Origin of the sequence: Bradyrhizobium sp. AUGA SZCCT0105 (assembly GCF_018129565.1) — a bacterium.
In the GTDB taxonomy this organism is placed as follows: domain Bacteria; phylum Pseudomonadota; class Alphaproteobacteria; order Rhizobiales; family Xanthobacteraceae; genus Bradyrhizobium.
This window is the reverse complement of sequence record NZ_JAFCMK010000004.1, coordinates 30474-50839: the sequence shown is the minus strand read 5'-3', so window position 1 is coordinate 50839 and position 20366 is coordinate 30474. Positions and strand designations below refer to the sequence as shown.

Annotated in this window: 15 protein-coding genes and 1 pseudogene; 5 read left to right on the top strand and 11 right to left on the bottom strand. The window is 65.2% G+C overall.

Annotation, left to right across the window (positions count from 1 at the left end):
* Positions 1 to 32 precede the first annotated feature (32 nt).
* Genes hmgA through JQ573_RS19870 form a run of 4 tightly spaced genes read right to left on the bottom strand, consistent with a single transcriptional unit; the run spans position 33 to position 4230 of the window.
* A complete protein-coding gene (gene hmgA / locus JQ573_RS19885; protein ID WP_212316582.1) occupies positions 33 to 1379 on the bottom strand; it encodes a homogentisate 1,2-dioxygenase in 1347 nt (448 codons plus the stop codon).
* A 2-nt stretch (positions 1380 to 1381) separates the two neighbouring features.
* Positions 1382 to 2335, bottom strand: coding sequence for an MBL fold metallo-hydrolase (locus tag JQ573_RS19880; RefSeq protein ID WP_212316581.1), 954 nt, complete (start codon positions 2333 to 2335; stop codon positions 1382 to 1384).
* A gap of 28 nt (positions 2336 to 2363) precedes the next feature.
* Positions 2364 to 2591 carry a DUF2783 domain-containing protein gene (locus JQ573_RS19875; protein ID WP_212316580.1) on the bottom strand — a complete coding sequence of 76 codons (228 nt, stop codon included), beginning with the start codon at positions 2589 to 2591 and terminating at the stop codon, positions 2364 to 2366.
* A gap of 10 nt (positions 2592 to 2601) precedes the next feature.
* Positions 2602 to 4230, bottom strand: coding sequence for an FAD-dependent oxidoreductase (locus JQ573_RS19870; RefSeq protein ID WP_212316579.1), 1629 nt, complete (start codon positions 4228 to 4230; stop codon positions 2602 to 2604).
* Positions 4231 to 4424: 194 nt separating this feature from the next.
* Here JQ573_RS19870 and JQ573_RS19865 point away from each other — a divergent pair, with 194 nt between their 5' ends.
* The gene (locus JQ573_RS19865; RefSeq protein WP_409334689.1) at positions 4425 to 4985 is read left to right on the top strand and encodes a MarR family winged helix-turn-helix transcriptional regulator; all 561 of its coding nucleotides are present in this window, start codon (positions 4425 to 4427) and stop codon (positions 4983 to 4985) included.
* Positions 4986 to 5312: 327 nt separating this feature from the next.
* On the opposite strand, the pseudogene JQ573_RS19860 reads toward JQ573_RS19865, so the two are convergent.
* Both JQ573_RS19860 and JQ573_RS19855 read right to left on the bottom strand, forming a co-directional pair.
* A pseudogene (locus tag JQ573_RS19860) lies at positions 5313 to 6197 on the bottom strand (NAD(P)-dependent oxidoreductase); the annotation flags it as partial.
* 60 nt (positions 6198 to 6257) lie between these two features.
* Positions 6258 to 7064, bottom strand: a complete 807-nt coding sequence (locus JQ573_RS19855) for an N-acyl homoserine lactonase family protein (protein ID WP_212316577.1) — start codon at positions 7062 to 7064, stop codon at positions 6258 to 6260.
* Between the two features lie 387 nt (positions 7065 to 7451).
* On the opposite strand from JQ573_RS19855, the gene JQ573_RS19850 reads away from it, so the two are divergent.
* The 4 genes from JQ573_RS19850 (at position 7452) to JQ573_RS19835 (ending at position 14170) form a co-directional block, all read left to right on the top strand.
* Positions 7452 to 9056, top strand: a complete 1605-nt coding sequence (locus JQ573_RS19850) for a caspase family protein (protein ID WP_212316576.1) — start codon at positions 7452 to 7454, stop codon at positions 9054 to 9056.
* Positions 9057 to 9196: 140 nt separating this feature from the next.
* Complete coding sequence (locus JQ573_RS19845) at positions 9197 to 9844, top strand: OmpA family protein (RefSeq protein ID WP_212316574.1); 648 nt, start codon at positions 9197 to 9199, stop codon at positions 9842 to 9844.
* Between the two features lie 245 nt (positions 9845 to 10089).
* Positions 10090 to 11007, top strand: a complete 918-nt coding sequence (locus JQ573_RS19840; RefSeq protein WP_212316572.1) for an efflux RND transporter periplasmic adaptor subunit — start codon at positions 10090 to 10092, stop codon at positions 11005 to 11007.
* A 13-nt stretch (positions 11008 to 11020) separates the two neighbouring features.
* The gene (locus JQ573_RS19835) at positions 11021 to 14170 is read left to right on the top strand and encodes an efflux RND transporter permease subunit (protein ID WP_212316570.1); all 3150 of its coding nucleotides are present in this window, start codon (positions 11021 to 11023) and stop codon (positions 14168 to 14170) included.
* 329 nt (positions 14171 to 14499) lie between these two features.
* On the opposite strand, the gene JQ573_RS19830 is transcribed toward JQ573_RS19835, so the two are convergent.
* From JQ573_RS19830 to JQ573_RS19810, 5 genes are read right to left on the bottom strand one after another with little or no spacing between them, the layout of a single operon-like run.
* Positions 14500 to 15135 (bottom strand): pyridoxamine 5'-phosphate oxidase family protein, encoded by a 636-nt coding sequence (locus JQ573_RS19830; protein WP_212316568.1) that lies wholly within the window; start codon positions 15133 to 15135, stop codon positions 14500 to 14502.
* Positions 15136 to 15159: 24 nt separating this feature from the next.
* Positions 15160 to 16863 (bottom strand): ABC transporter ATP-binding protein, encoded by a 1704-nt coding sequence (locus JQ573_RS19825; RefSeq protein WP_212316566.1) that lies wholly within the window; start codon positions 16861 to 16863, stop codon positions 15160 to 15162.
* Entirely contained in the window at positions 16860 to 17693 is an 834-nt protein-coding gene (locus tag JQ573_RS19820; RefSeq protein ID WP_212316564.1) for an ABC transporter permease, read from the bottom strand. The genes JQ573_RS19825 and JQ573_RS19820 overlap by 4 nt, the downstream gene beginning before the upstream one ends.
* Positions 17693 to 18694, bottom strand: a complete 1002-nt coding sequence (locus JQ573_RS19815) for an ABC transporter permease (protein WP_212316563.1) — start codon at positions 18692 to 18694, stop codon at positions 17693 to 17695. The genes JQ573_RS19820 and JQ573_RS19815 overlap by 1 nt, the downstream gene beginning before the upstream one ends.
* Positions 18691 to 20268, bottom strand: coding sequence for an ABC transporter substrate-binding protein (locus JQ573_RS19810; RefSeq protein ID WP_212316561.1), 1578 nt, complete (start codon positions 20266 to 20268; stop codon positions 18691 to 18693). Before JQ573_RS19810 ends, JQ573_RS19815 begins: the two co-directional genes overlap by 4 nt.
* Positions 20269 to 20366: the final 98 nt, after the last annotated feature.

Here is a 20366-nt window from a genome sequence, read left to right as displayed (position 1 = left end):
TGCGCGCGCCCCGGAATGACGGGGAGTTGTGTTTACGGCTTGTTCGGGTCGAACTTCTTCTCCAACCCCTTCCAGCAATCCGAGTAGTCGTCCTGCAGCGTCGACGACGTCGCGGCGTGCTGCGTCACGCGCTGGGGGTAACGGGTCTCGAACATGAAGGCCATCGTGCCGGTCAGCTTCACCGGTTTCAGCTCGCTGTTGCTGGCGTGCTCGAAGGCTTCGCGGTCGGGGCCGTGCGGCAGCATCATGTTGTGCAGCGAGATGCCGCCGGGCACGAAGCCTTGCGGCTTGGCGTCGTAGACGCCGTAGATCAGCCCCATGAACTCCGACATGATGTTCATGTGGTACCACGGCGGGCGGAAGGTGTTGTCGGCCACCATCCAGCGCTCCGGGAAGATCACGAAGTCGATGTTCGCGGTGCCGGCGGTCTCCGACGGCGAGGTCAGCACCGTGAAGATCGACGGATCCGGATGATCGAACGCGATCGCGCCGACCGGCGAGAAGGTGCGCAGGTCGTATTTGTACGGTGCGTAATTGCCGTGCCAGGCGACCACGTCGATCGGCGAATGCGGCAACGTGGTCTTGAACAGCGCGCCGCCCCACTTCACGTAGAGCTCGGTCGGGGTGTCCTTGTCCTCATAGCTCGCGACCGGCGTCAGGAAATCGCGCGAATTGGCCAGGCAGTTGGCCCCGATCGGGCCGCGCTCCGGCAGCGTGAAGGCGCCGCCGTAGTTCTCGCAGAGATAACCGCGCGCAGGTCCATTCGGAATCTCGACGCGGAATTTGACGCCGCGCGGGATCACGACGATCTCGCCCGGCTCGGCATCGATGCGGCCGAACTCGGTGACGAGGCGCAGATTGCCCTTCTGCAGCACGAACATCATCTCGCCATCGGCATTGTAGAAATGCTGATCGACCATCGATTTGGTGATGAGATAGATGTGCGCCGCCATGCCGGCCTGCGTGTTGGCATCGCCGGCCGTGGTCATGGTCTGCACGCCCTGCAGGAAGGTCATGTCCTCCTTGGGGATCGGCGCCGGATCCCAGCGCAGTTGCGCGATCGGCATATCGTATTCGTGACACGGCGCGGTGCGCCACAGCCCCGCATCGGCCTTGGCGAAACGGCCGGAGTGCCGCACCGACGGGCGGATGCGGTAGAGCCAGGAGCGCTCATTGGTGCCGCGCGGCGCCGTGAACGGCGAGCCCGACAGTTGTTCGGCATAGAGCCCGTAGGCGCAGCGCTGCGGCGAGTTGCGCCCCATCGGCAGCGCGCCGGGCAACGCTTCGGTCTCAAAGCTGTTGCCGAAACCGGACATGTAGCCCGGCGTGACTTGCCCCGAGCTGCGAACGATCTGGTCAGGCGAGGTATTGATGTTCATCGCTATCCTCCTTGCAGGGCGGCCCACATTTCCTGGTCACGCTTGTCGGTCCAGATCACGGGATCGTCGATCCCGGACGCTTCGTCATAGGCGCGCGAAACGTTGAACGGCAGGCAGTGCTCGTAGATCGCAAATTTCGAGAATTTCGGATCCATCACCTCGCGCGTCGCCGCCATCGATTCCTTCAGGCTGCGGCCCTTGGCGACGGAGGATTCGGCGGCACCATAGAGCGTGGTGACGAAATCGCGGGTCATCGCAATCGCATCGCGCCCGGTCTCGAGGCCCTTCAGCGCATCGCCGCGGCCCGGCGCGATCGCCTTCGGATTGAAGGCGCGGATCTCGTTCAAGGTCATCGGCCATTCGCGCAGATGCGCATCGCCGCAATAGCAGGCCGAGTGATACTCGATCAGGTCGCCGGAGAACATCACCTCGGCATCCGGCACCCAGGCGACGATATCGCCCGAAGTGTGGCCGGCGCCGAGCTGCATCAGCCGGACCTCGCGCTTGCCGAGATAGACCGACATCTCGCCTTCGAAGGTCAGCGTCGGCCAGGTCAGTCCGGGAATGCTCGCCGCGTCCTGAAACAGCCGCGGGAAGCGGCCGTACTCGGAATCCCAATCCTGCTGGCCGCGCTCCTGGATCAGCCGGTACGTCTCCTGCGAGGCGACGATGCCCTGTGCGTGATAGGCGGAGGCGCCGAGCACGCGCACCGCGTGATAATGCGATAGCACGACATATTTGATCGGCTTGTCGGTGACGGTCTTGACCCGCTCGATCACCTTGTTGGCCATCGCGGGCGTTGCCTGCGCGTCGAACACCAGGCAGCCGTCGTCGCCGACGATGACGGCGGTGTTGGGATCGCCCTCGGCGGTGAAGGCGTAGAGATCGGTTCCGATCTCGGAGAAGGTGACCTTCTTCTCCGTGAGATCCGTGGTCGATGCAAAACCTTTGGCCATCAGTTCAATCCTGTCCGTTTGATCAGTGCTATTGTTGTTGCTGTTGTTGCTGCTGGCTCGCGTCCAGCGTCCGCCGCTTCGCGAGCGCGATCGCCTCGCGCAGTACGACGAGATCGCCGATATGGTTGGCGAGTACCAGAACCAGCGCGGCATCGAGATCGGCGCTCTGCGCCTCGGTGAGGCCGCGATGCGCCTCGACGATGGCGCGGAAGGCGTCATCGGGACTAGCGAAGTTCGAACTGGTCGACAGCGCCATCGCAAAATCCTCAGTTCAGGCCGGATGCGCGCGCCAGCGCTGCATCGAGTCCCGGCCGTTCTGCGTTCCGGAAGCGCGCCGCGACGTAACCATCCGGCCGCAGCAGATAGGCGGTGCCGGGCTCGGCATCGTAGCGCTTGCCGGCGAGGCCCTGCGCGTCGACCAACCCGCCCTCGCCGCCAACCCGGATGGTGCCGACGCCGTCAGGGACATCGGCCGCTACGCCATTACCAAACTCCAGCAGCGTGAAACGCGTTCCCTGCCTGATGAAAACGTCAGTCAGATAGCTGGAACCGCCGCCCTGCTCGGTCACCGGCGCGTCCAGCATCGACGCGCCCGGCCGCGGGCCGCCGCGCCAGCTGTCGCGATCGCCGCTCGACAGCGGCGTGTCATAGACCGACGGCACCGACAGCCGGCCGCCATTGACCATGCGCTTGCCGAACTCGGTATCCTTGGCGAGCGACAGCACCGCTTCGCGCAGCCGCGCCTCCTGCCGGGTCACCGGTGCCATGAAATCGGTCGAGCGGGTGGATTCGCGGATGTTCTCGTCCGCCGCCGCACTGCGCTCGATGTGATAGGTCTCGAGCAAGCCCTCCGGCGACAGCCGACGCAGCACGCGATCGAGCTTCCACGACAGATTCTCGGCGTCCTCGAGCCCGGAATTGGCGCCGCGCGCGCCGAACGGCGAGACCTGATGTGCGGAATCGCCGGCGAAGATCACGCGGCCGTGGATGAACTTGGCCATCCGCCGGCACTGGAACTTGTACAGCGATATCCATTCGAACTCGAACTTGTCGTGCCCGAGCATGCGCTCGATCCGCGGCCGCACGTTCTCGGGCTGCTTCTCGGCCACCGGATCGGCATCCGGATTGAGCTGCAGATCGATCCGCCAGATATCGTCCGGCTGCTTGTGCAGCAGCGCCGAGCGTCCGGCGTGGAACGGCGGATCGAACCAGAACCAGCGCTCGGTCGGGAATGCGGCGGTCATCTTGACGTCGGCGATCAGGAACTGGTCCTCGAACACCTGCCCCGCAAAGTCCGCACCGACCATCTGCCGCAGCGAGGAGCGCGCGCCGTCGCAGGCGACGACGAAGGAGGCGTGCACCTGGTACGCGCCCTCAGGCGTAGCGATCGTCAAAGCGACGCCATCGTTGCGGCTTTCCAGCGCGATCACCTTGTTGCGCCAGCGCAGGTCGATTTCAGGCAGCTGCTCGACCCGGTCGACCAGATAGGCCTCGGCGTAGAACTGCTGCAGGTTGATGAAGGCGGGCCGCTTATGGCCCTCCTCGGGCAGCAGATTGAACTGGTAGAGCTGCGAGGCGCCATGGAAGATCTTGCCGACGCTCCACACCACCCCCTTCTCGACCATGCGGTCGCCGACCCCGAGGCGATCCCAGAATTCCAGCGAGCGCTTCGAGAAGCAGATCGCGCGCGAGCCTTCGCCGATCCGGTCGGCATCGTCGAGCAGCACCACGCGCTGGCCGCGCTGCGCGAGATCGATCGCGAGCGACAATCCCACCGGCCCGGCGCCGACCACCACGACCGGATGCTCCGCGACGTTGGCGCCCGAGCGATCCTGGTCGGGATGACGGCGATAGCCGAACTGGGTTTTGGCCTGTGCCGTATTGGCTGGTGCCATTGCGTGACCCTGATTGCCTGACCCTGGATGTTCCCTGGTGCCGCCGGCCCTTTTTTGTGGCTCGGGCTGCGGCTTGTGTGACCGGTTTGCGACCGGGACCTTGCGGGCCGGGCGCGACCTTGCTAAATTAGTCTCACTTGCAACTATCTTAAACTCCCAGTCGGACCCGCCGTCAACTCAAATTGGAGGAATTTTTGGCCAGGACCTCTGCAAGCCAGCCTCCAGCCCGGCCGCGCAGCGCCGTGGAAGCGGACGCGCGCGACAATGTCGCGCCAACCAAGAAGCGCCTCGACCTCTTCCACTTCATGCCGTTCCGCCTGAACCGGCTGGCGGCCGAGGTGTCCTCGGCGCTGTCGAGCGAATATCAGGTGCGCTACGGCCTCGACATTCCGGAATGGCGCGTGCTCGCCACGCTGGGTTTCCGCAGCGATCCCTGCAGCGCGCAATACATCGCGCATTGCACCCGCACGCATAAATCCACCATCAGCCGCGCGGTGTCGGCGCTGATGGAGCGCGAGATCGTCGAGCGCGTCGAGAACGCCGACGACCGCCGCGAGTTCCGCCTGCGCCTGACCAAAAAGGGCCAGGCACTCTACGAAGAGCTGATCCCGCGCCTGCTGCGCAAGGAGCAGGAGATCCTGTCCTGCCTGTCCGCACAGGAGCGCCGCGATCTCGCACGCCTGCTCGGCAAGGTCGAGACCAGCCTCGAGCTGGTGCAGACCAGCGAAGAGGCCGACGCGAAGGAGGTGTATTAGCCTCACACTCCGTTGTCGTCCTGGCGAAAGCCAGGACCCATACTCCGCGGCCGGTGTTGTGAACGGGACTCGTCGTTCCAGCGAGCCCAACAAGGGACATTTGTGGTTATGGGTCCTGGCTTTCGCCAGGACGACGCCGGAGTTGGCTGGCGTCCCAGCACAACACGAGCATAGCTTTCAAACCCGTCATCCTGAGGTGCGAGCGGAGCGAGCCTCGAAGGATGCACGGCCACAGTCGGGCCGTCGTGCTTCGAGACGGCCGCTGCGCGGCCTCCTCAGCATGACGGTGATGGGATTACGCGCGCAATGCCGGCGTGAAATATTGCACTACGCCCCGCCGATATGCTTCGCGATCACAGGGAAATAATTATCCCCCGATCCCTTGTCGATCGCTTCCTGCAGCACCGTGCCGATCAGCTCCGCGCCGCGGATCTTGATGCCGGCGTCGGCGGCGAGCTCCAGCACGTAGGACAGATCCTTCAGCGCATATTCGGTCGAGAACGCGCGCTCGGGAAACACGCCGGGCACGATCGCCTTCATGCCGTGGTTGCGCAGCGCAAAGCTGTCGGCCGAGCCCTTCGACAGGGTTTCCAGCAGCAGTTTCGGATCGACGCCATTGTGCTTCGCTACCGCGACGGCCTCGGCAAGCGCGTTCACAGTCTCGAACAACACCATGTTGTTGAGGATCTTGGTCACCTGCCCGGCGCCGACATCGCCGCAATTGGTGACGTCGGTAGCAAAGCAGCGGATCAGGGGCTCGATCGCGGCGTAGAGCGCGGGCACCGCGCCGACCATCACGCTGAGCGTGCCGTCCTGCGCCGCCTGCCGGGTACGCGCGATCGGCGCGTCGGCCCAGGCCGCGCCCTTGGCCTGTAGCTGCTTGGCGAAGTCGCGGGTCTGGCTGACCGACGACGTGCCGAGATCGACCACGACCTGGCCGCTTCTGATGTTCTTCAGGATGCCGTCGCCTTCGAACACCGCGCGTACATGCTTGGCGCTCGGCAGGCAGAGGAACAGCACATCGCTCTGCCTGACGACGTCGGCGACCGTTTCAGCCACATCGGCGCCGTCAGCGCGCAGCCGTTGCAGCGGCTCAGCCGCGAGGTCGAACACCACGACGCGCTTGCCGCTCTTCTTGACCAGGTTGCGGCAAATCGGCTCACCCATCACGCCGAGGCCGATGAATCCGAGAGTCTCGTATTCAGTCATATCGCTTCTTCTTTTTGACGCTTCTTGAGGTGTTGTGCATACGCCGCGCCCATATCGGCGAGGCTACTTCACGAACGATCGCGACGGCGCCAGATGCAGCGCGAACGCATCGACCTTGTCGCTGGCGCGCGGATAGATCTCGCTGACGATCGGATCGTGGCCCGGGATGAAGCGGTCGGGATGACCGGCAAGCCGCTCGACGGTCTCCCAGCCCTGCGCCATGTCGCCGACATTGTAGACGATCGGGAACGGGCTACGCTTGTGCAGGTTCGCATAATAATGCGCGGCGTCCGACGCCAGCACGACCGGGCCGCGCGCGGTCTCGACCCGCACCACCTGCAGGCCGTCGGAATGGCCGCCGACGCGATGCACGGTGACGCCGGGCGCGATCTCGCCGTCACCGGAATGGAAGGTGACGCGCTCGCCATAGACGTGGCGCACCATCTGGGTGACGTGCTCGATGGAGAACGGATGGCGCAGCATGCCGTTGCACATGCAGCGGCCGGTCGCGTAGCTCATCTCGCGTTCCTGCAGATGGAATTTGGCGTTCGGGAAGCGATCCAGATTGCCGGCGTGGTCATAATGCAGATGGGTCACGATGACGTCGCGGATCGCATCGGCGCTGACGCCGAAGCCGGCCAGCGCATCGACCGGGTTGAGCGTCAGCTTGCGGGCGCGCGCCTTGGCCTCCTCGGCGTTGAAGCCGGTGTCGACCAGGATATCGCGGCCGTGACCGCGGATGAGCCAGACGAAATAATCGAGATCCTGCGCCGTGGTATCATGCGGATCGGGCACCAGGAAGTTGAGGTGAGGCGTGCGCGGCGACATCGTCGCATAGCGCAGGGCGTAGATTTCGTAGGCGTTTCCCATCGGTTTCGCTCTTGTTGGCAGACCTTGTTTGAACGGGTTGTTCTTGATTGGCTTGGCGTCCCGACCACAAAGCCATCGCCTCGCGCAAAGGTCAAACCGCGCGAAGTGCGACGAGCGCATGACGGGACGGCCGCGGCCTCTGTGAATGGAATCACATTATCCGGTCGCAGGAACCTGCACCATGCCACGGAGGCGATGGCCGCCATGATCGCGGCTGCTGCACTGCGGCCTCGCTCCTGCCGCCGCGATCAGCGATGGTGCAGCAAGCCGTTGACGGGGGTTTGACCGTGGTTTGATAATGGTTTTTCGCTAGAGTAAGGTCCCCGGGGCGCAGGCCGAAAGCGGCGCCATTTCATTACAATGCCGCGATCTGGATTTGCTGCGATTATGAAAATCCGCCTTGCCTTGCTCGCCACGCTGATTTTTTCAATCGCGTCGCCCACCCTGTCCGTCGCCGCCGGCGATCGTTTCGCGCTGGTCATCGGCAATGCCAAATATCCCGACGCCGACGCACCGCTGAAGGAGCCGGTTAACGACGCGCGTGACGTCGCCGACGAGCTCAAGCGCGACGGCTTCACCGTCGAGGTCGGCGAGAACCTGACCGGCGACGGCATGCGCCGCGCCTTCGACCGGCTCTATGGCAAGATCAAGCCCGGCTCGGTCGCGCTGATCTTCTTCTCGGGTTACGGCATCCAGTCGAACCGGCAGAGCTACATGATCCCGATCGATGCCCAGATCTGGGCCGAGGCCGACGTTCGCCGCGACGGCTTCAGCCTCGAGACCGTGCTCGGCGAGATCAACAGCCGCGGCGCCGGGGTCAAGATCGCCCTGGTCGACGCCTCACGGCGCAACCCGTTCGAGCGCCGCTTTCGCAGCTTCTCGGCCGGGCTCGCCCCGGTGATCGCCCCCAACGGTACGTTGGTGATGTATTCGGCCGCGCTGTCGTCCGTGGTCTCGGACAATGGCAGCGACCGCAGCCTGTTCGTGCGGGAATTGCTGAAGGAGATCCGCACCCCCGACCTGATGGCGGAGGAAACGCTGAACCGCACCCGCGTCGGCGTCACCCGGGCCTCGCGGCAGGAACAGGTGCCGTGGATATCGTCGTCGCTGGCCGAGGATTTCTCGTTCAGTCCGGGCGGCGCAGCCACGCCAAGCGCCGCAGCCACACCAGGCGGCGCGGCCATTCCAGGCGGCGCGCCGGGACCGTCGAGCGCAGCGCCCGCGCCTGCCGCGTCGCCGTCGACCGAGGTGGCAACGGCACCGCCAGTTGCACCTCCGCCGGCCCCGCCCGCTGCAACGCCGAAGCCGACACCGACGCCTCCGGCTGCAACCGCGCCGACGCCGCCACCAGCGCCGCCGAAACCACCGGTCGCGACAGCGCCGGCGGCACCCCCGCCCCCGCCAAAAGCGCCCGAGATCGCGCTGCCGCCACCCGCGCCTCCGCCGCCGGTGGTGATCCAGCCCACCCCGGCTCCGAGCAATTCGCCCGTGCTCGCGGACGATCCGACGATCAAGGGCCTGAACGAAAAGCTCGACAAGAACCCGGATGACGCGGCTGCGCTGTATCGCCGCGGCCAGGTCTTTGCCAGCAAGGGCGCGTACGACCTCGCGGTGAAGGATTTCACCAATTCGCTGCGACTGAACCCGAAGGATGTCGAGGCCTATAACAACCGCTGCTGGGTCCGCACCGTGATCGGCGACCTGCAGGCGGCGCTGAAGGACTGCAACGAGGCATTGCGGCTGCGCCCGAATTTCGTCGATGCGCTCGACAGCCGCGGGCTGATGAACCTGAAGGGCGGGCAGAACAAGAACGCCATCGCCGATTTCGACGCCGCGCTGAAGATCAACCCGCGGCTGACCTCGTCGCTGTACGGGCGCGGCCTTGCCAAGAAGCGCAGCGGCGCGGTCGCGGAAGGCGATCTCGACATCGCCAACGCCAAGGCGATGGACCCGAACATCGTCAAGGAATTCGCCGACTACGGCGTGCAGTGACAAATGAACGAGGCCTGCCCGCGGCTCGAACCCCAGGCGAAATTGCGCGACTAATCAGAGGGTGCGTGCCGGGCAGCGATGCCCGCAATCAATCCAAACCGTTGCATGGAACCGCGCCAGCCGGCGCAGGAGGGACCGAAATGTTCAAGCCGTCGGCAAGGGCCGCGATGCTTTCAATCGCGACCGTCGGCGCCATGCTCTGGTTCGGCATGGCGACCGCCCGCGCTGGTGACGTCACCGAGGATCAGATCATCAAGGCGTTGACACCCGAGAAGAAGCCGCTGACCCGCGGCCTTTCGGCCGGCCCGCAGACCTCGCCCAGGCTGAACGCCGACCAGGCCAAATTCGTGCAGAGCGTCCGTGGCCGCGCCACCCGCTCGCTGTCCTCGACTGAGCGCGAGGAAATCGCGACCATCGTCCAGGACAAGCCGAAGATCGATCTTGAGATCAACTTCGATTACAACTCCGCCGACATCAGCGCGAAGTCGCTGCCGTCGGTGCAGGCGCTCGGCCGCGCCCTGACCAATCAGGACCTGAAGGGCTCGACCTTCGTGGTCGCTGGCCACACCGACGCCGCCGGCGGCGAGGACTACAATCAGGGCCTCTCGGAGCGCCGCGCCGACGCCATCAAACGCTATCTGGTCGACAAATATGGCATCAACGGCACCGATCTCGTCACCGTCGGCTATGGCAAGAGCAAGCTGAAGGACCCGAGCCACCCGATGGCGGACGTCAACCGGCGCGTGCAGGTCGTGAACATGGAAAACAAGGACACCGCCTCCAAGTGATGGGCGGTGGCGTGGCCCCTTTTTGAGGTTACAATGCGTCCCGCACCCCGGCGGGGCGCATTTGCTTGAGGGCGAACGCCCAAAGCGGCCCACAGGTGACCCGCCTCACATGACATCAGGGCATGATCCGGAACAATGGACCCCGGCCTTTCCGATGCCCACACAATACGACGGCGAGATGAGACTTCGACGAGCGCCCAAGACAATCACTGTCGATACGCGCCAAGTTCTGGATTGATCAGGCGATGAATTTCTCCCAATACCTCAAGCCTGCGCTCGGCACGGTGGTGTTCCTCGCGCTGGCTGTCGCCTATTACGCGTTCGAGCACCGCTCCCATCCGGAGGAGAAGGAGACGCCGGGCCAGGCGCTGGTCGTGGTGACGAAGTCGACCAATGCCTGCTTCTCCGACATGGTCCGCGTCACCGGCTTCATCGTGCCGCGCCGCGAGGCGCAGGTGAATGTCGACCAGGACGGCTCCAAGGTGACCGACGTGCTGGTCCGCGAGGGTGACACCGTGACCGAGAACCAGGAACTGGCGCGGTTGACCCCGCCGCCGCAGCAGGCGGCGCAGGGCAATGCCAAGCCGATCGTGCTGCGCGCGCCGGCCGCCGGCCTCGTGACCGAGGTGCGCACCGCGCCCGGCGTGCCGGCCTCGCCGCAGGCTCCGCCGATGTTCAAGATCTCCGTCAACAACGAGATCGAGCTCGACGCCGAGGTGCCGGGCTTCCAGCTCCTGAAGCTCAATCCCGGCGCCAATGTCCGGATCAGCCGCGACGACGCGCCCGACATCGTCGGCAAGGTTCGCCAGATCTCGCCGCAGATCGACCGCGCCACCCAGCTCGGGCACGTCCGCATCACCATCAATAACAATCCGACGCTGAAGGTCGGCATGTTCGCGCGCGCCAATATCGACGCCAAGCGCTCCTGCGGCGTCGCGGTGCCGCGCACCGCGATCGACCGCCTGACCCTGCAAGTCGTGAAGGGCAACACGGTCGAGACCCGCAGGGTGCGCGTCGGGCTGACCTCCGACACCTCGACTGAAATCCTTGAAGGCCTCGACGTCGGCGAAATCGTCGTGGCCGATGCTGGCACCTCGCTGCATGACGGCGACCAGATCAAGACCATGTTCGCCGACGAACTCGATCGCACGCGATCACGCTAATTCGGGCACGCTAATGGCTTTGAACATCTCGGCATGGTCGATCCGGAACCCGCTTCCCTCGATCGTCTTCTCGATCATCCTGCTGGTGCTGGGCTGGGTCTCCTTCACCAAGCTCGCGGTGACGCGGCTGCCGAGCGCCGACATTCCGGTGATCTCGGTCGCGGTCTCGCAATTCGGCGCGGCACCCTCGGAACTTGAATCGCAGGTCACCAAGACGATCGAAGACGGCGTCTCCGGCGTCGAGGGCGTGCGCCATATCTCCTCCTCGATCACCGACGGCCTGTCGGTGACCACGATCCAGTTCGCGCTGGAGACCAACACCGACCGCGCGCTCAACGACGTCAAGGACGCCGTAACGCGGGTGCGCGCCAACCTGCCGCAGAACGTCACCGAGCCGTTGATCCAGCGCGTCGACGTGATCGGCCTGCCGATCGTGACTTACGCAGCGATCTCGCCCGGCAAGACGCCGGAGCAGCTCTCATATTTCGTCGACGACGTGGTCAAGCGCGCGCTGCAGGGCGTGCGCGGCGTCGCCCAGGTCGAGCGCATCGGCGGTGTCGAGCGCGAGATCCTGGTCTCGCTCGATCCCGACAAGCTGCAGGCGGTCGGGCTCACCGCGGTCAATGTCAGCCAGATCCTGCGTGGGACCAATGTCGACGTCGCCGGCGGCCGCGCCGAGATCGGCAAGAACGACCAGGCGATCCGCACCCTGGCCGGCGCCAAGACACTGAACGAACTCGCCGGCACCATGATTCCGCTGTTCGGCGGCGGCGAGATCCGGCTCGACGATCTCGGCACCGTCACCGACACCATCGCCGACCGGCGCACCTTCGCCCGCTTCAACGGCGAGCCGGTGGTGGCGCTCGGTATCAAGCGCTCCAAGGGCGCCAGCGACGTCGTCGTCGCGGCCGCGGTGCAGAAGCGGATCGACGCCCTGAAAGTTGCCTATCCCGACGTCGACCTCAAGCTGATCGACACCTCGGTCGAGTTCACCAAGGGCAATTACGAGGCCGCGATCTCGACCTTGTTCGAGGGCGCGATCCTCGCCGTCATCATCGTGCTGCTGTTCCTGCGCGATATGCGCGCCACCATCATCGCCGCGGTCTCGCTGCCGCTGTCGATCTTCCCGGCATTCTGGGCGATGGACCTGCTCGGCTTCTCGCTCAACCTCGTCTCCTTCCTCGCCATCACGCTGTCGACCGGCATCCTCGTCGACGACGCCATCGTCGAGATCGAGAACATCGTCCGCCACATGCGGATGGGCAAGACGCCCTACCGGGCAGCGCTAGAAGCTGCCGACGAGATCGGCCTCGCGGTGATCGCGATCTCGCTCACCATCATCGCGATCTTCGCGCCGGCGAGCTTCATGTCCGGGATCGCCGGGCAGTTCTTCAAACAGTTCGGCATCACCGTGTCGGTACAGGTGTTCTTCTCGCTGCTCGCCGCGCGCTTCGTGACGCCGATGCTGGCCGCCTATTTCCTCAAGCATCATGACCACGACGACCCGCCGCCCGGCCGCATCCTGCGCAGCTATCACGGCCTCGTCACCTGGTCGGTGAAGCACCATTACATCACCGTGCTGATCGGCTTTGCGGTGTTCGCCGCGTCGATTTGGAGCATCACGCTGCTGCCGCAGGGCTTCCTGCCGGCGCAGGACACTGCGCGCTCGCTGCTCGCAATGGAGCTGCCGCCCGGCTCGCAGCTGGCCTATACCGAGAAGGTCACCGAGGAGATCGTGGCGCGGCTGCGCAAGCGGCCCGAGGTGCGCAGCGTGTTCGTCGACGGCGGCCGCGTGCCGCCGGGCATCCAGGAAGTGCGCCGCGCCGCGCTGATCATCAACTACACGCCGAAGGCGGACCGCAAGATCACCCAGCGCGAGCTCGAGCTGTCGATCGGCAAGGAGCTCGATAACGTCCCCGATATCCGGTTCTGGTTCCTCGACGAGAATGGCCTGCGCGCCATCTCGCTGGTCGTCACCGGCACCGACAGCAACATCGTCAACAACGTCGCCAGCGAACTGGCGACGCAGATGAAGCGGATCCCGATCATCGCCAACGTGATCTCGGAGACCGCGCTCGACCGGCCCGAACTGCGCATCCGTCCGCGCGCCGAGCTCGCGGCGCGGCTCGGCGTCTCGACCGAGAGCCTGTCGCAGACCATCCGCGTCGCCACCATCGGCGACGTCGGCCCGGCGCTGGCCAAGTTCGACGCCGGCGACCGCCAGGTCCCGATTCGCGTCCAGCTCGAGGACAATGCGCGCAGTGATTTGCAGATGCTGGAGCAACTGCGCGTGCCGCTCGGCGCGCGTGGCGAACGCGGTGGCGTCCCGCTCTCCGTCGTCGCCGACATCCAGCTCGACCAGGGCCCGACCAGCATCAACCGCTACGACCGCGAGCGGCAGGCGACTGTCGCGGCCGACCTCGTCGGCAATGCCGCGCTCGGTGACGCCACCAAGCTGATCTACGACCTGCCTGTGATGAAGAGCCTGCCGAAGGGCGTGAAGGTCAGCCCGTCCGGCGACGCCGAGAGCCTCGCCGAGCTGTCCGACGGCTTCGCCACCGCGATCACCGCCGGCCTGATGATGGTCTACGCCGTGCTGGTGCTGCTGTTCGGCACCTTCCTGCAGCCGATCACCATCCTGTTCTCGCTGCCGCTCTCGATCGGAGGCGCGATCGGCGCGCTGCTTTTGACCGGCAAGCAGCTCACCACGCCGGTGTGGATCGGCATCCTGATGCTGATGGGCATCGTCACCAAGAACGCCATCATGCTGGTGGAGTTCGCGGTGGAGGCGATCCGCGACGGCAAGGCGCGCGAGGAAGCCATGATCGACGCCGGCATGAAGCGCGCCCGCCCGATCGTGATGACCACGATCGCAATGGCCGCCGGCATGATGCCGTCGGCGCTGGCGTTCGGCGCCGGCGGTGAATTCCGTTCGCCGATGGCGCTCGCGGTGATCGGCGGCCTGATCTTCTCGACCGTGCTGTCGCTGGTGTTCGTGCCGGCGATGTTCATGGTGATGGACGACATCGGCAACCTGATCTGGCGCTTCGGCAAGCGGCTCGTGGTCTCGCATGCCGACCACGAGCTGACCCCGAGCGAGCCCGAGGCTGACAAGGCCAAGAAGCCCGGTCCGCCGAGCATGATCTCGCCCGCCGCAGAATGAGCCAAGTTCGCGCCGCGTCAGCCCACGATGAAGGGGCGCCCACCAAAATATCGAAAATAACCCCATGCACAGTAGCCGGCGGCCGCCGCGTTCGACACGGCAACTTGACTCGTCGGGCAATTCAGGGGTATTTTTCCATTATCCAGAAATCGTGCAGACGCCCTTCACCTTGCTCAGTGTCATCACCCGCGCATGCGGGTGATCCAGTATTCCAGAGACCGCAGTGCTTGAGCCGAGAGGCTGCGGCGTACTGGATCGCCCGGTCGAGCCGGGCGATGACCACGGTGGACGAGGATATAGCGGCGCGCCGAAGCGAGTCCTGTCGCGCTCTAATACAGCCGCGTGCGATAGGCCTCTTCCATCGTCTTCTCGGCGACCTCGACCTCGACGGCGGCGGTCTGCTCGGCGATGATCCGGCCGAGCGTCGGGAAGCTGTGGCGCTCGACCTGCGCGGCCGGATTCCAGAGTTTTGAGCGCATCAGCGCCTTGCCGCAATGGAAGTAGGTCTCATCGACATGCACCTTGATGCCGATGATCGGCGTGACGTTCTGCACCGTCAGCGGCGTCAGGAGATCCGGCTCCTGCGAGATCTCGGCCCGCCCGTTGATGCGCAGGGTCTCGTTGATGCCCGGCACCATGAAGATCAAACCGACCCCGGGCGAAGCGATGATATTGCCGAATGTATCGACCCGGTTGTTGCCGCGCCGATCCGGGATCAGCAGCGTCTTGTCGTCGAGCACCGAGACGAAGCCCGGCGCGTCGCCGCGCGGGCTGGCGTCGGCATGGCCCTTGCCGTCGCTGGAGGCGATGACCAGGAACGGCGACAGCGCGATGAAGTCGCGGCAGAACTTGTCGAGATGGTTGAGCACCTTCTTCTCGGCGAGCGGGCTCAATTGCCCGAAATGCGCGCGAAGATCCTCCTGCGACTTGACCGGCGGCTTGCCGCCTGCGCCCTCGTGACCCATAGCGAACCTCCCTTTGTTGTTAGTTTACACCGCGTCGATGCCGGAAGCGATCCTCGCCGTCTGGCGTGCGCCGGCCGCGGCCGCAAAGCCCGGCTGGTCGAAGAAATCGCGGCCGGGGATCGCATCGAGCAGGTCGCGCGTATAGGCCTGACGCGGCGCGGTGAAGACCTCTGCCGTAGTGCCTTCCTCGACGATGCGCCCCTTCTGCAGCACGATGACGCGGTCGGCGATCTCGGCCGCGATGCGCAAATCATGGGTGATGAAGATCATCGCAAGCCGCATCTCCTGGCGCAGTTCGGCGAGCAGCGCCAGCACCTGGGCCTGCACCGAGACGTCGAGCGCCGACACCGCCTCGTCGGCGATCAAGACCCGCGGCTTGAGCGCGAGCGCCCGCGCGATGCAGATGCGCTGGCGCTGGCCGCCCGAGAATTCGTGCGGGTAGCGATCCGCGGCGGTCTCCGACAGGCCGACCCGCACCAGCAGCTTCCGCGCCTGCGCCATCGCCTCGGCACGCGAGGTGCCATAGGCCATCGGACCGCGCGCGACGGCATCGCCGACCTTCTGGCGCGGATCGAGGCTGGCAAACGGATCCTGGAACACGATCTGAAGCCGCCGCCGCGCCTGGCGGAGCGCTTCACCACGCAACAGCCGGAGGTCGGCGCCGCCGAAACGAATGGCGCCGGCATCCGGTTCGGTCAGCCGCATGATCATGCGCCCCAGCGTCGACTTGCCGGAGCCGGATTCGCCGACGACGGCAAGCGTCTCGCCCTGGTGCAAGGTCAGCGAGATGCCGTCCGCGGCGACGACTTCGCGCGGCGGCTGCAACCAGCCGCGCTTGACCCGAAAGGTCTTCTGCAGGCCGACGACCTCCAGCAGCGGTTCGGGCCGCACGATTGTGTCATGGATGTCGGCGAGCCGCGCCTTCGGCACCGCGTCGATCAATTCGCGCGTGTAGGCGGCTTGCGGATTGCGCAGCACCTCACTGGCCGTGCCTTGCTCGACCACCTTGCCATGGCGCAGCACCACGACGCGGTCGGCGACATCGGCAACAACGCCGAAATCATGGGTGATCAGCAACACGCCCATGCCGCGCTCGCGCCGGAGATCGTCGATCAGGCGCAGGATCTGACGCTGGGTCGTGACATCGAGTGCGGTGGTCGGCTCATCCGCGATCAGCAGCGCGGGCCGGTTGGCCATCGCCATCGCGATCATCACGCGCTGGCGCTGACCGCCGGACAGCTCGAACGGATAGCTCTTCTCCAGCAGAAGCGGATTCGGCAGCCCGACCTGCGTCAGCAGCGTCTGCACCCGCTCGCGGACCTCCGCCATCGACGGCGTGGGCCGCTGGTGCGCCAGGATCATCTCCTCGATCTGCTTGCCGACCCGCTTGAGCGGATTGAGCGAGGACAACGGCTCCTGAAAGATCATTGCGGCATTGCCGCCGCGCAAATTCCTTAGCCCGCGACTGTCGAGCTTGGATGGATCCTGCCCCGCGACCATGACGGTGCCGGACACGATATCGACGCCCCGCGGCAACAGCTGCAGGACCGCATGGGCGATCATCGACTTGCCGGAGCCGGATTCGCCGACCAGACAGACCACCTCGTTGGGCTTGATCTCAAACGACACATTCTCGACCGCGAAGGGCCGATCGCCGCCCTTGGGAAGCGCGATCGAGAGATCCTTGACCGCAAGAACCGGGGCGTTGCTCTGCATAGCTTCGCTCATGACCGGCGCCTCGAGACGCGCGGGTTGAGGACATCGGACAGGCCTTCGCCGAACAGGTTGATCGCCAGCACGGTGACGAGGATGGCAAGCCCGGGAAACACGCTCATCCACCACGCATTGCGGATCGCGGTACGCCCCGCGCCGATCATGAAGCCCCACGACATCAAATTGGGGTCGCCGAGCCCCATGAAGGACAGCGCGCTTTCCAGCAGGATCGCGGTGGCGACCGTCAGTGACGTCACGACCAGGATCGGCGAGATCGCATTCGGCAGGATATGGCCGAGCACGATGCGCCAGGTGCGCTCGCCCTGGCACAGCGCCGCCTCGACGAATTCACGATGGCGCAGGCGCAGGAATTCCGCGCGCGTCAGCCGCGCCAGCGGCGGCCAGCTCACCGCCCCGATGGTCAGGATGATCGTGAGCAGCGACGGATTGAACGTTGCGACCAGCAGGATGGCGAGCACGAAGGCCGGAATGGTCTGGAACAATTCCGTCATCCGCATCAGCACCAGATCGACCTTGCCGCCGAAATAGCCCGAGATCGCACCGACCACGACGCCGATCGCCATCGCCGCGAGCGCCGATGCGATGCCGATCAGCAGCGAGACGCGCGCGCCATAGGCGACGCCGGCCGCGACATCGCGGCCGAGCGTATCGCCGCCGAGCCATAAGCCGTCCTCGCCGGGCGGCGTGAACGGCGCACCGACCATCTCCCAGGGTGAGACCGGAAACACGATCGGCGCGATGATCGCGATGACAACGACGACGAGCAGCAGGACAAGCCCGATCATACCGCTGGGATGACGCAGGAAAGCGCGCACCGTCTCCATCACGCCGCTCCCGTGGTCATGCGCGGATCGATCAGCCGGTAGGCCAGATCGGTCAGAAGGTTGAGCGCGATCACGACGATCGAGAGGATCAGGAAGATGCCGAGCAGGACGGGATAGTCGCGCTGCAGCAGGGCCTCGAAGGTCAGGCGGCCAAGGCCGGGCCAGGCAAACACCGTCTCGATGACGACGGCGCCGCCGACCAGCGCGCCGGCCTGCATGCCGGCGACGGTGACGACCGGCACCAGCGCATTGCGCAGCATGTGCCCGACGACGATACGCGTGCCGGACAGGCCTTTGGCGCGCGCCGTCTTGATGAAATCCTGTTGCGCGACCTCGATGATCGAGGATCGCATCAGCCGCGCATAGATCGCCAGATAGATCGCCGCCAGCGAGGTGACCGGCATGATCATGTGCTTCATGATGTCGAGCGCGTGCTCGATCGGTGAGAGCTGGACGTTGATGGTCTCATAGCCGAACGGCGGCAGCCAGCCGAGCGTCACCGAGAACACCAGCACCAGCATCAGCCCAAGCCAGAACACCGGCGTCGCATAGAGCACGAGCGAGAGCACGGTGAACACCGTATCGAGCACGCTGCCGGCCGCGAGCCCCGCCAGCGCGCCGAGCGCGGTGCCGATCAGGAGCGCGAGACAGAACGCCGTGACCGTCAACAGCAGCGTCGCTGGAAGCCGTTCGAGGATCAGATCGACGACGGGGCGGCGCTGCCGATAGGAATAGCCGAGATCGAGCCTGACGACGCGGCCGAGGTGGCTCACGAGCTGCACGAAATACGGCTTGTCGAGCCCGTACTCCTTGCGCAGATCGTCGAGCAGTTTTGGATCGGACGCGCCGGATTGCCCGGCCATCACCTGGGCCGGATCGCCGGGTGCGGCCCGCACCAGCACGAAGTTGAACGTCGCGATGACGAGGATCACGGCGACGAGCTGGGCGATGCGGCTGATCGCCTGGAGCCCGATCGCCGTTGCGCTCCCGAGCCGGGTCACGATTTGTAGACCGACCCGAAGGTTTCGTGCGAGCCGATGCCCGTCGTCACGATGTTCTTGAACGCCTTGTCGTAGATGATGGGATATTCGATCTCGAGCGTCCAGGCCACCGGCACATCCTCGACCAGGATCTGCTGCACCTTGCTGTAGAGCTCCTGGCGCTTGGCTTCGTCGAGCGTGATTGCGGCCTCGTCGAACAGTTTGTCGACCTCGGGATTCGAGTATCCTTGCGTGTTCGAGAACAGGATGCCCTTCTTGATGTTCGACGAAATATAGGTGCGCGCCACGCCGAGCGCGGGATCGCCGAGCTGGTAGAGCAGGTTCTGGGTCATCTCATAGTCCCAGTTGCCGACCTTCTCGGCCCAGCCCGCCATATCGGTGCCGACAAGCACGAGGTCGATGCCGACGCGTGCAAAGCTCTGACGGAAGAATTCGCCGGCGCGCTGATAGGACTCGCCATAGGGCGGCACGATGTACTTGATCTCGGCCCGCTTGCCGTTGGCGCCAGGCTTCAATCCCATCTCGTCGAGCAGCGCCTTGGCCTTGTCCACGGAGAACTCGTAGCGCTTCACGTTCGGATCGTAGAACCGCGTCTTCGACGAAATCGGGCCGGTCGCAACCTTGGCGTTGCCGAAGTACACGCGCTTGCTGAACGCCTCGCGATCGATCAGGTGCATCACCGCTTGCCGGAACCGCTTGTCGTTCATCGGCGCGATGCGGTTGTTCATTTCGAGCCACTGGTGCGGCGCGAAATACTCGTAGCCCTTGGTGGTGAATTCGAGGTTCTTCTGCGCCTTGAAACGCTGCACGTCGTAGAATTCGACGTCGGACCATTGCACGAGCTGCACGGTGCCGTTCTCGAGCGCGAGCGCGCGCGACGCCGCATCCGGAATCACGCGGTAGACGATCTCGTCGAGATAGGGCTCGTCCTTCAGATAGTAGCCGTCGTGGCGGACGAGGTGAACATGCGAGCCGCGCACCCATTCCTTCAGCTTGAAGGGGCCGGTGCCGATCGCCTTGTCGTTCTCCGGGTTCTTGCGATAGTCGGTGCCGTCGTAGATGTGCTTGGGCACGATCGGCGCGGACGTGCAGTCGAAGCAGCCGATGAAGGGCGCGAACGGCTGCTTCAGCTTGAACACGACGGTGAGCGGATCGGGCGCTTCGGCAGAGGCGACGCGGGCGAAGTTCTGCCGCGCGCGCGGATGGGTCTCCACCAGCAGCTTCATGCAGCTGAAGACCACGTCCTCCGAGGTCATCGGCTTGCCGTCGTGGAAGGTGATGCCGGGAAACAGCTTGAATGTGTAGGTCAGGCCGTCCGGCGAGACCTCCCAGGACTGCGCCATGCCGGGCATCGGCTTGAGGTCGGCGCCGTATTTCAGCAGGCCTTCATAGATCTTGCCGCCGAGTGTCAAGGTCGGCTGCTGCTGGTTCAGCGCGGTCACCAGAACCGGCGGCTCGGGCTGGATGATGGTGTTGAGCGTTCCACCGCGGGTCTGGCCCGCCGCCCGCGTGATGCCGAACGGGATGGCTGCACCGCAGGCTAGCATCGCCTTGGTGAATTCGCGTCTGTTCATCGGACCTCTCCGTCGCCGCGCGTCAGGCATTCGATTTCGGCGAATGTCGCGGGGTGGCGCATTGTTGCCAAACGCCGTATCCCGCGCTACCTGAATGG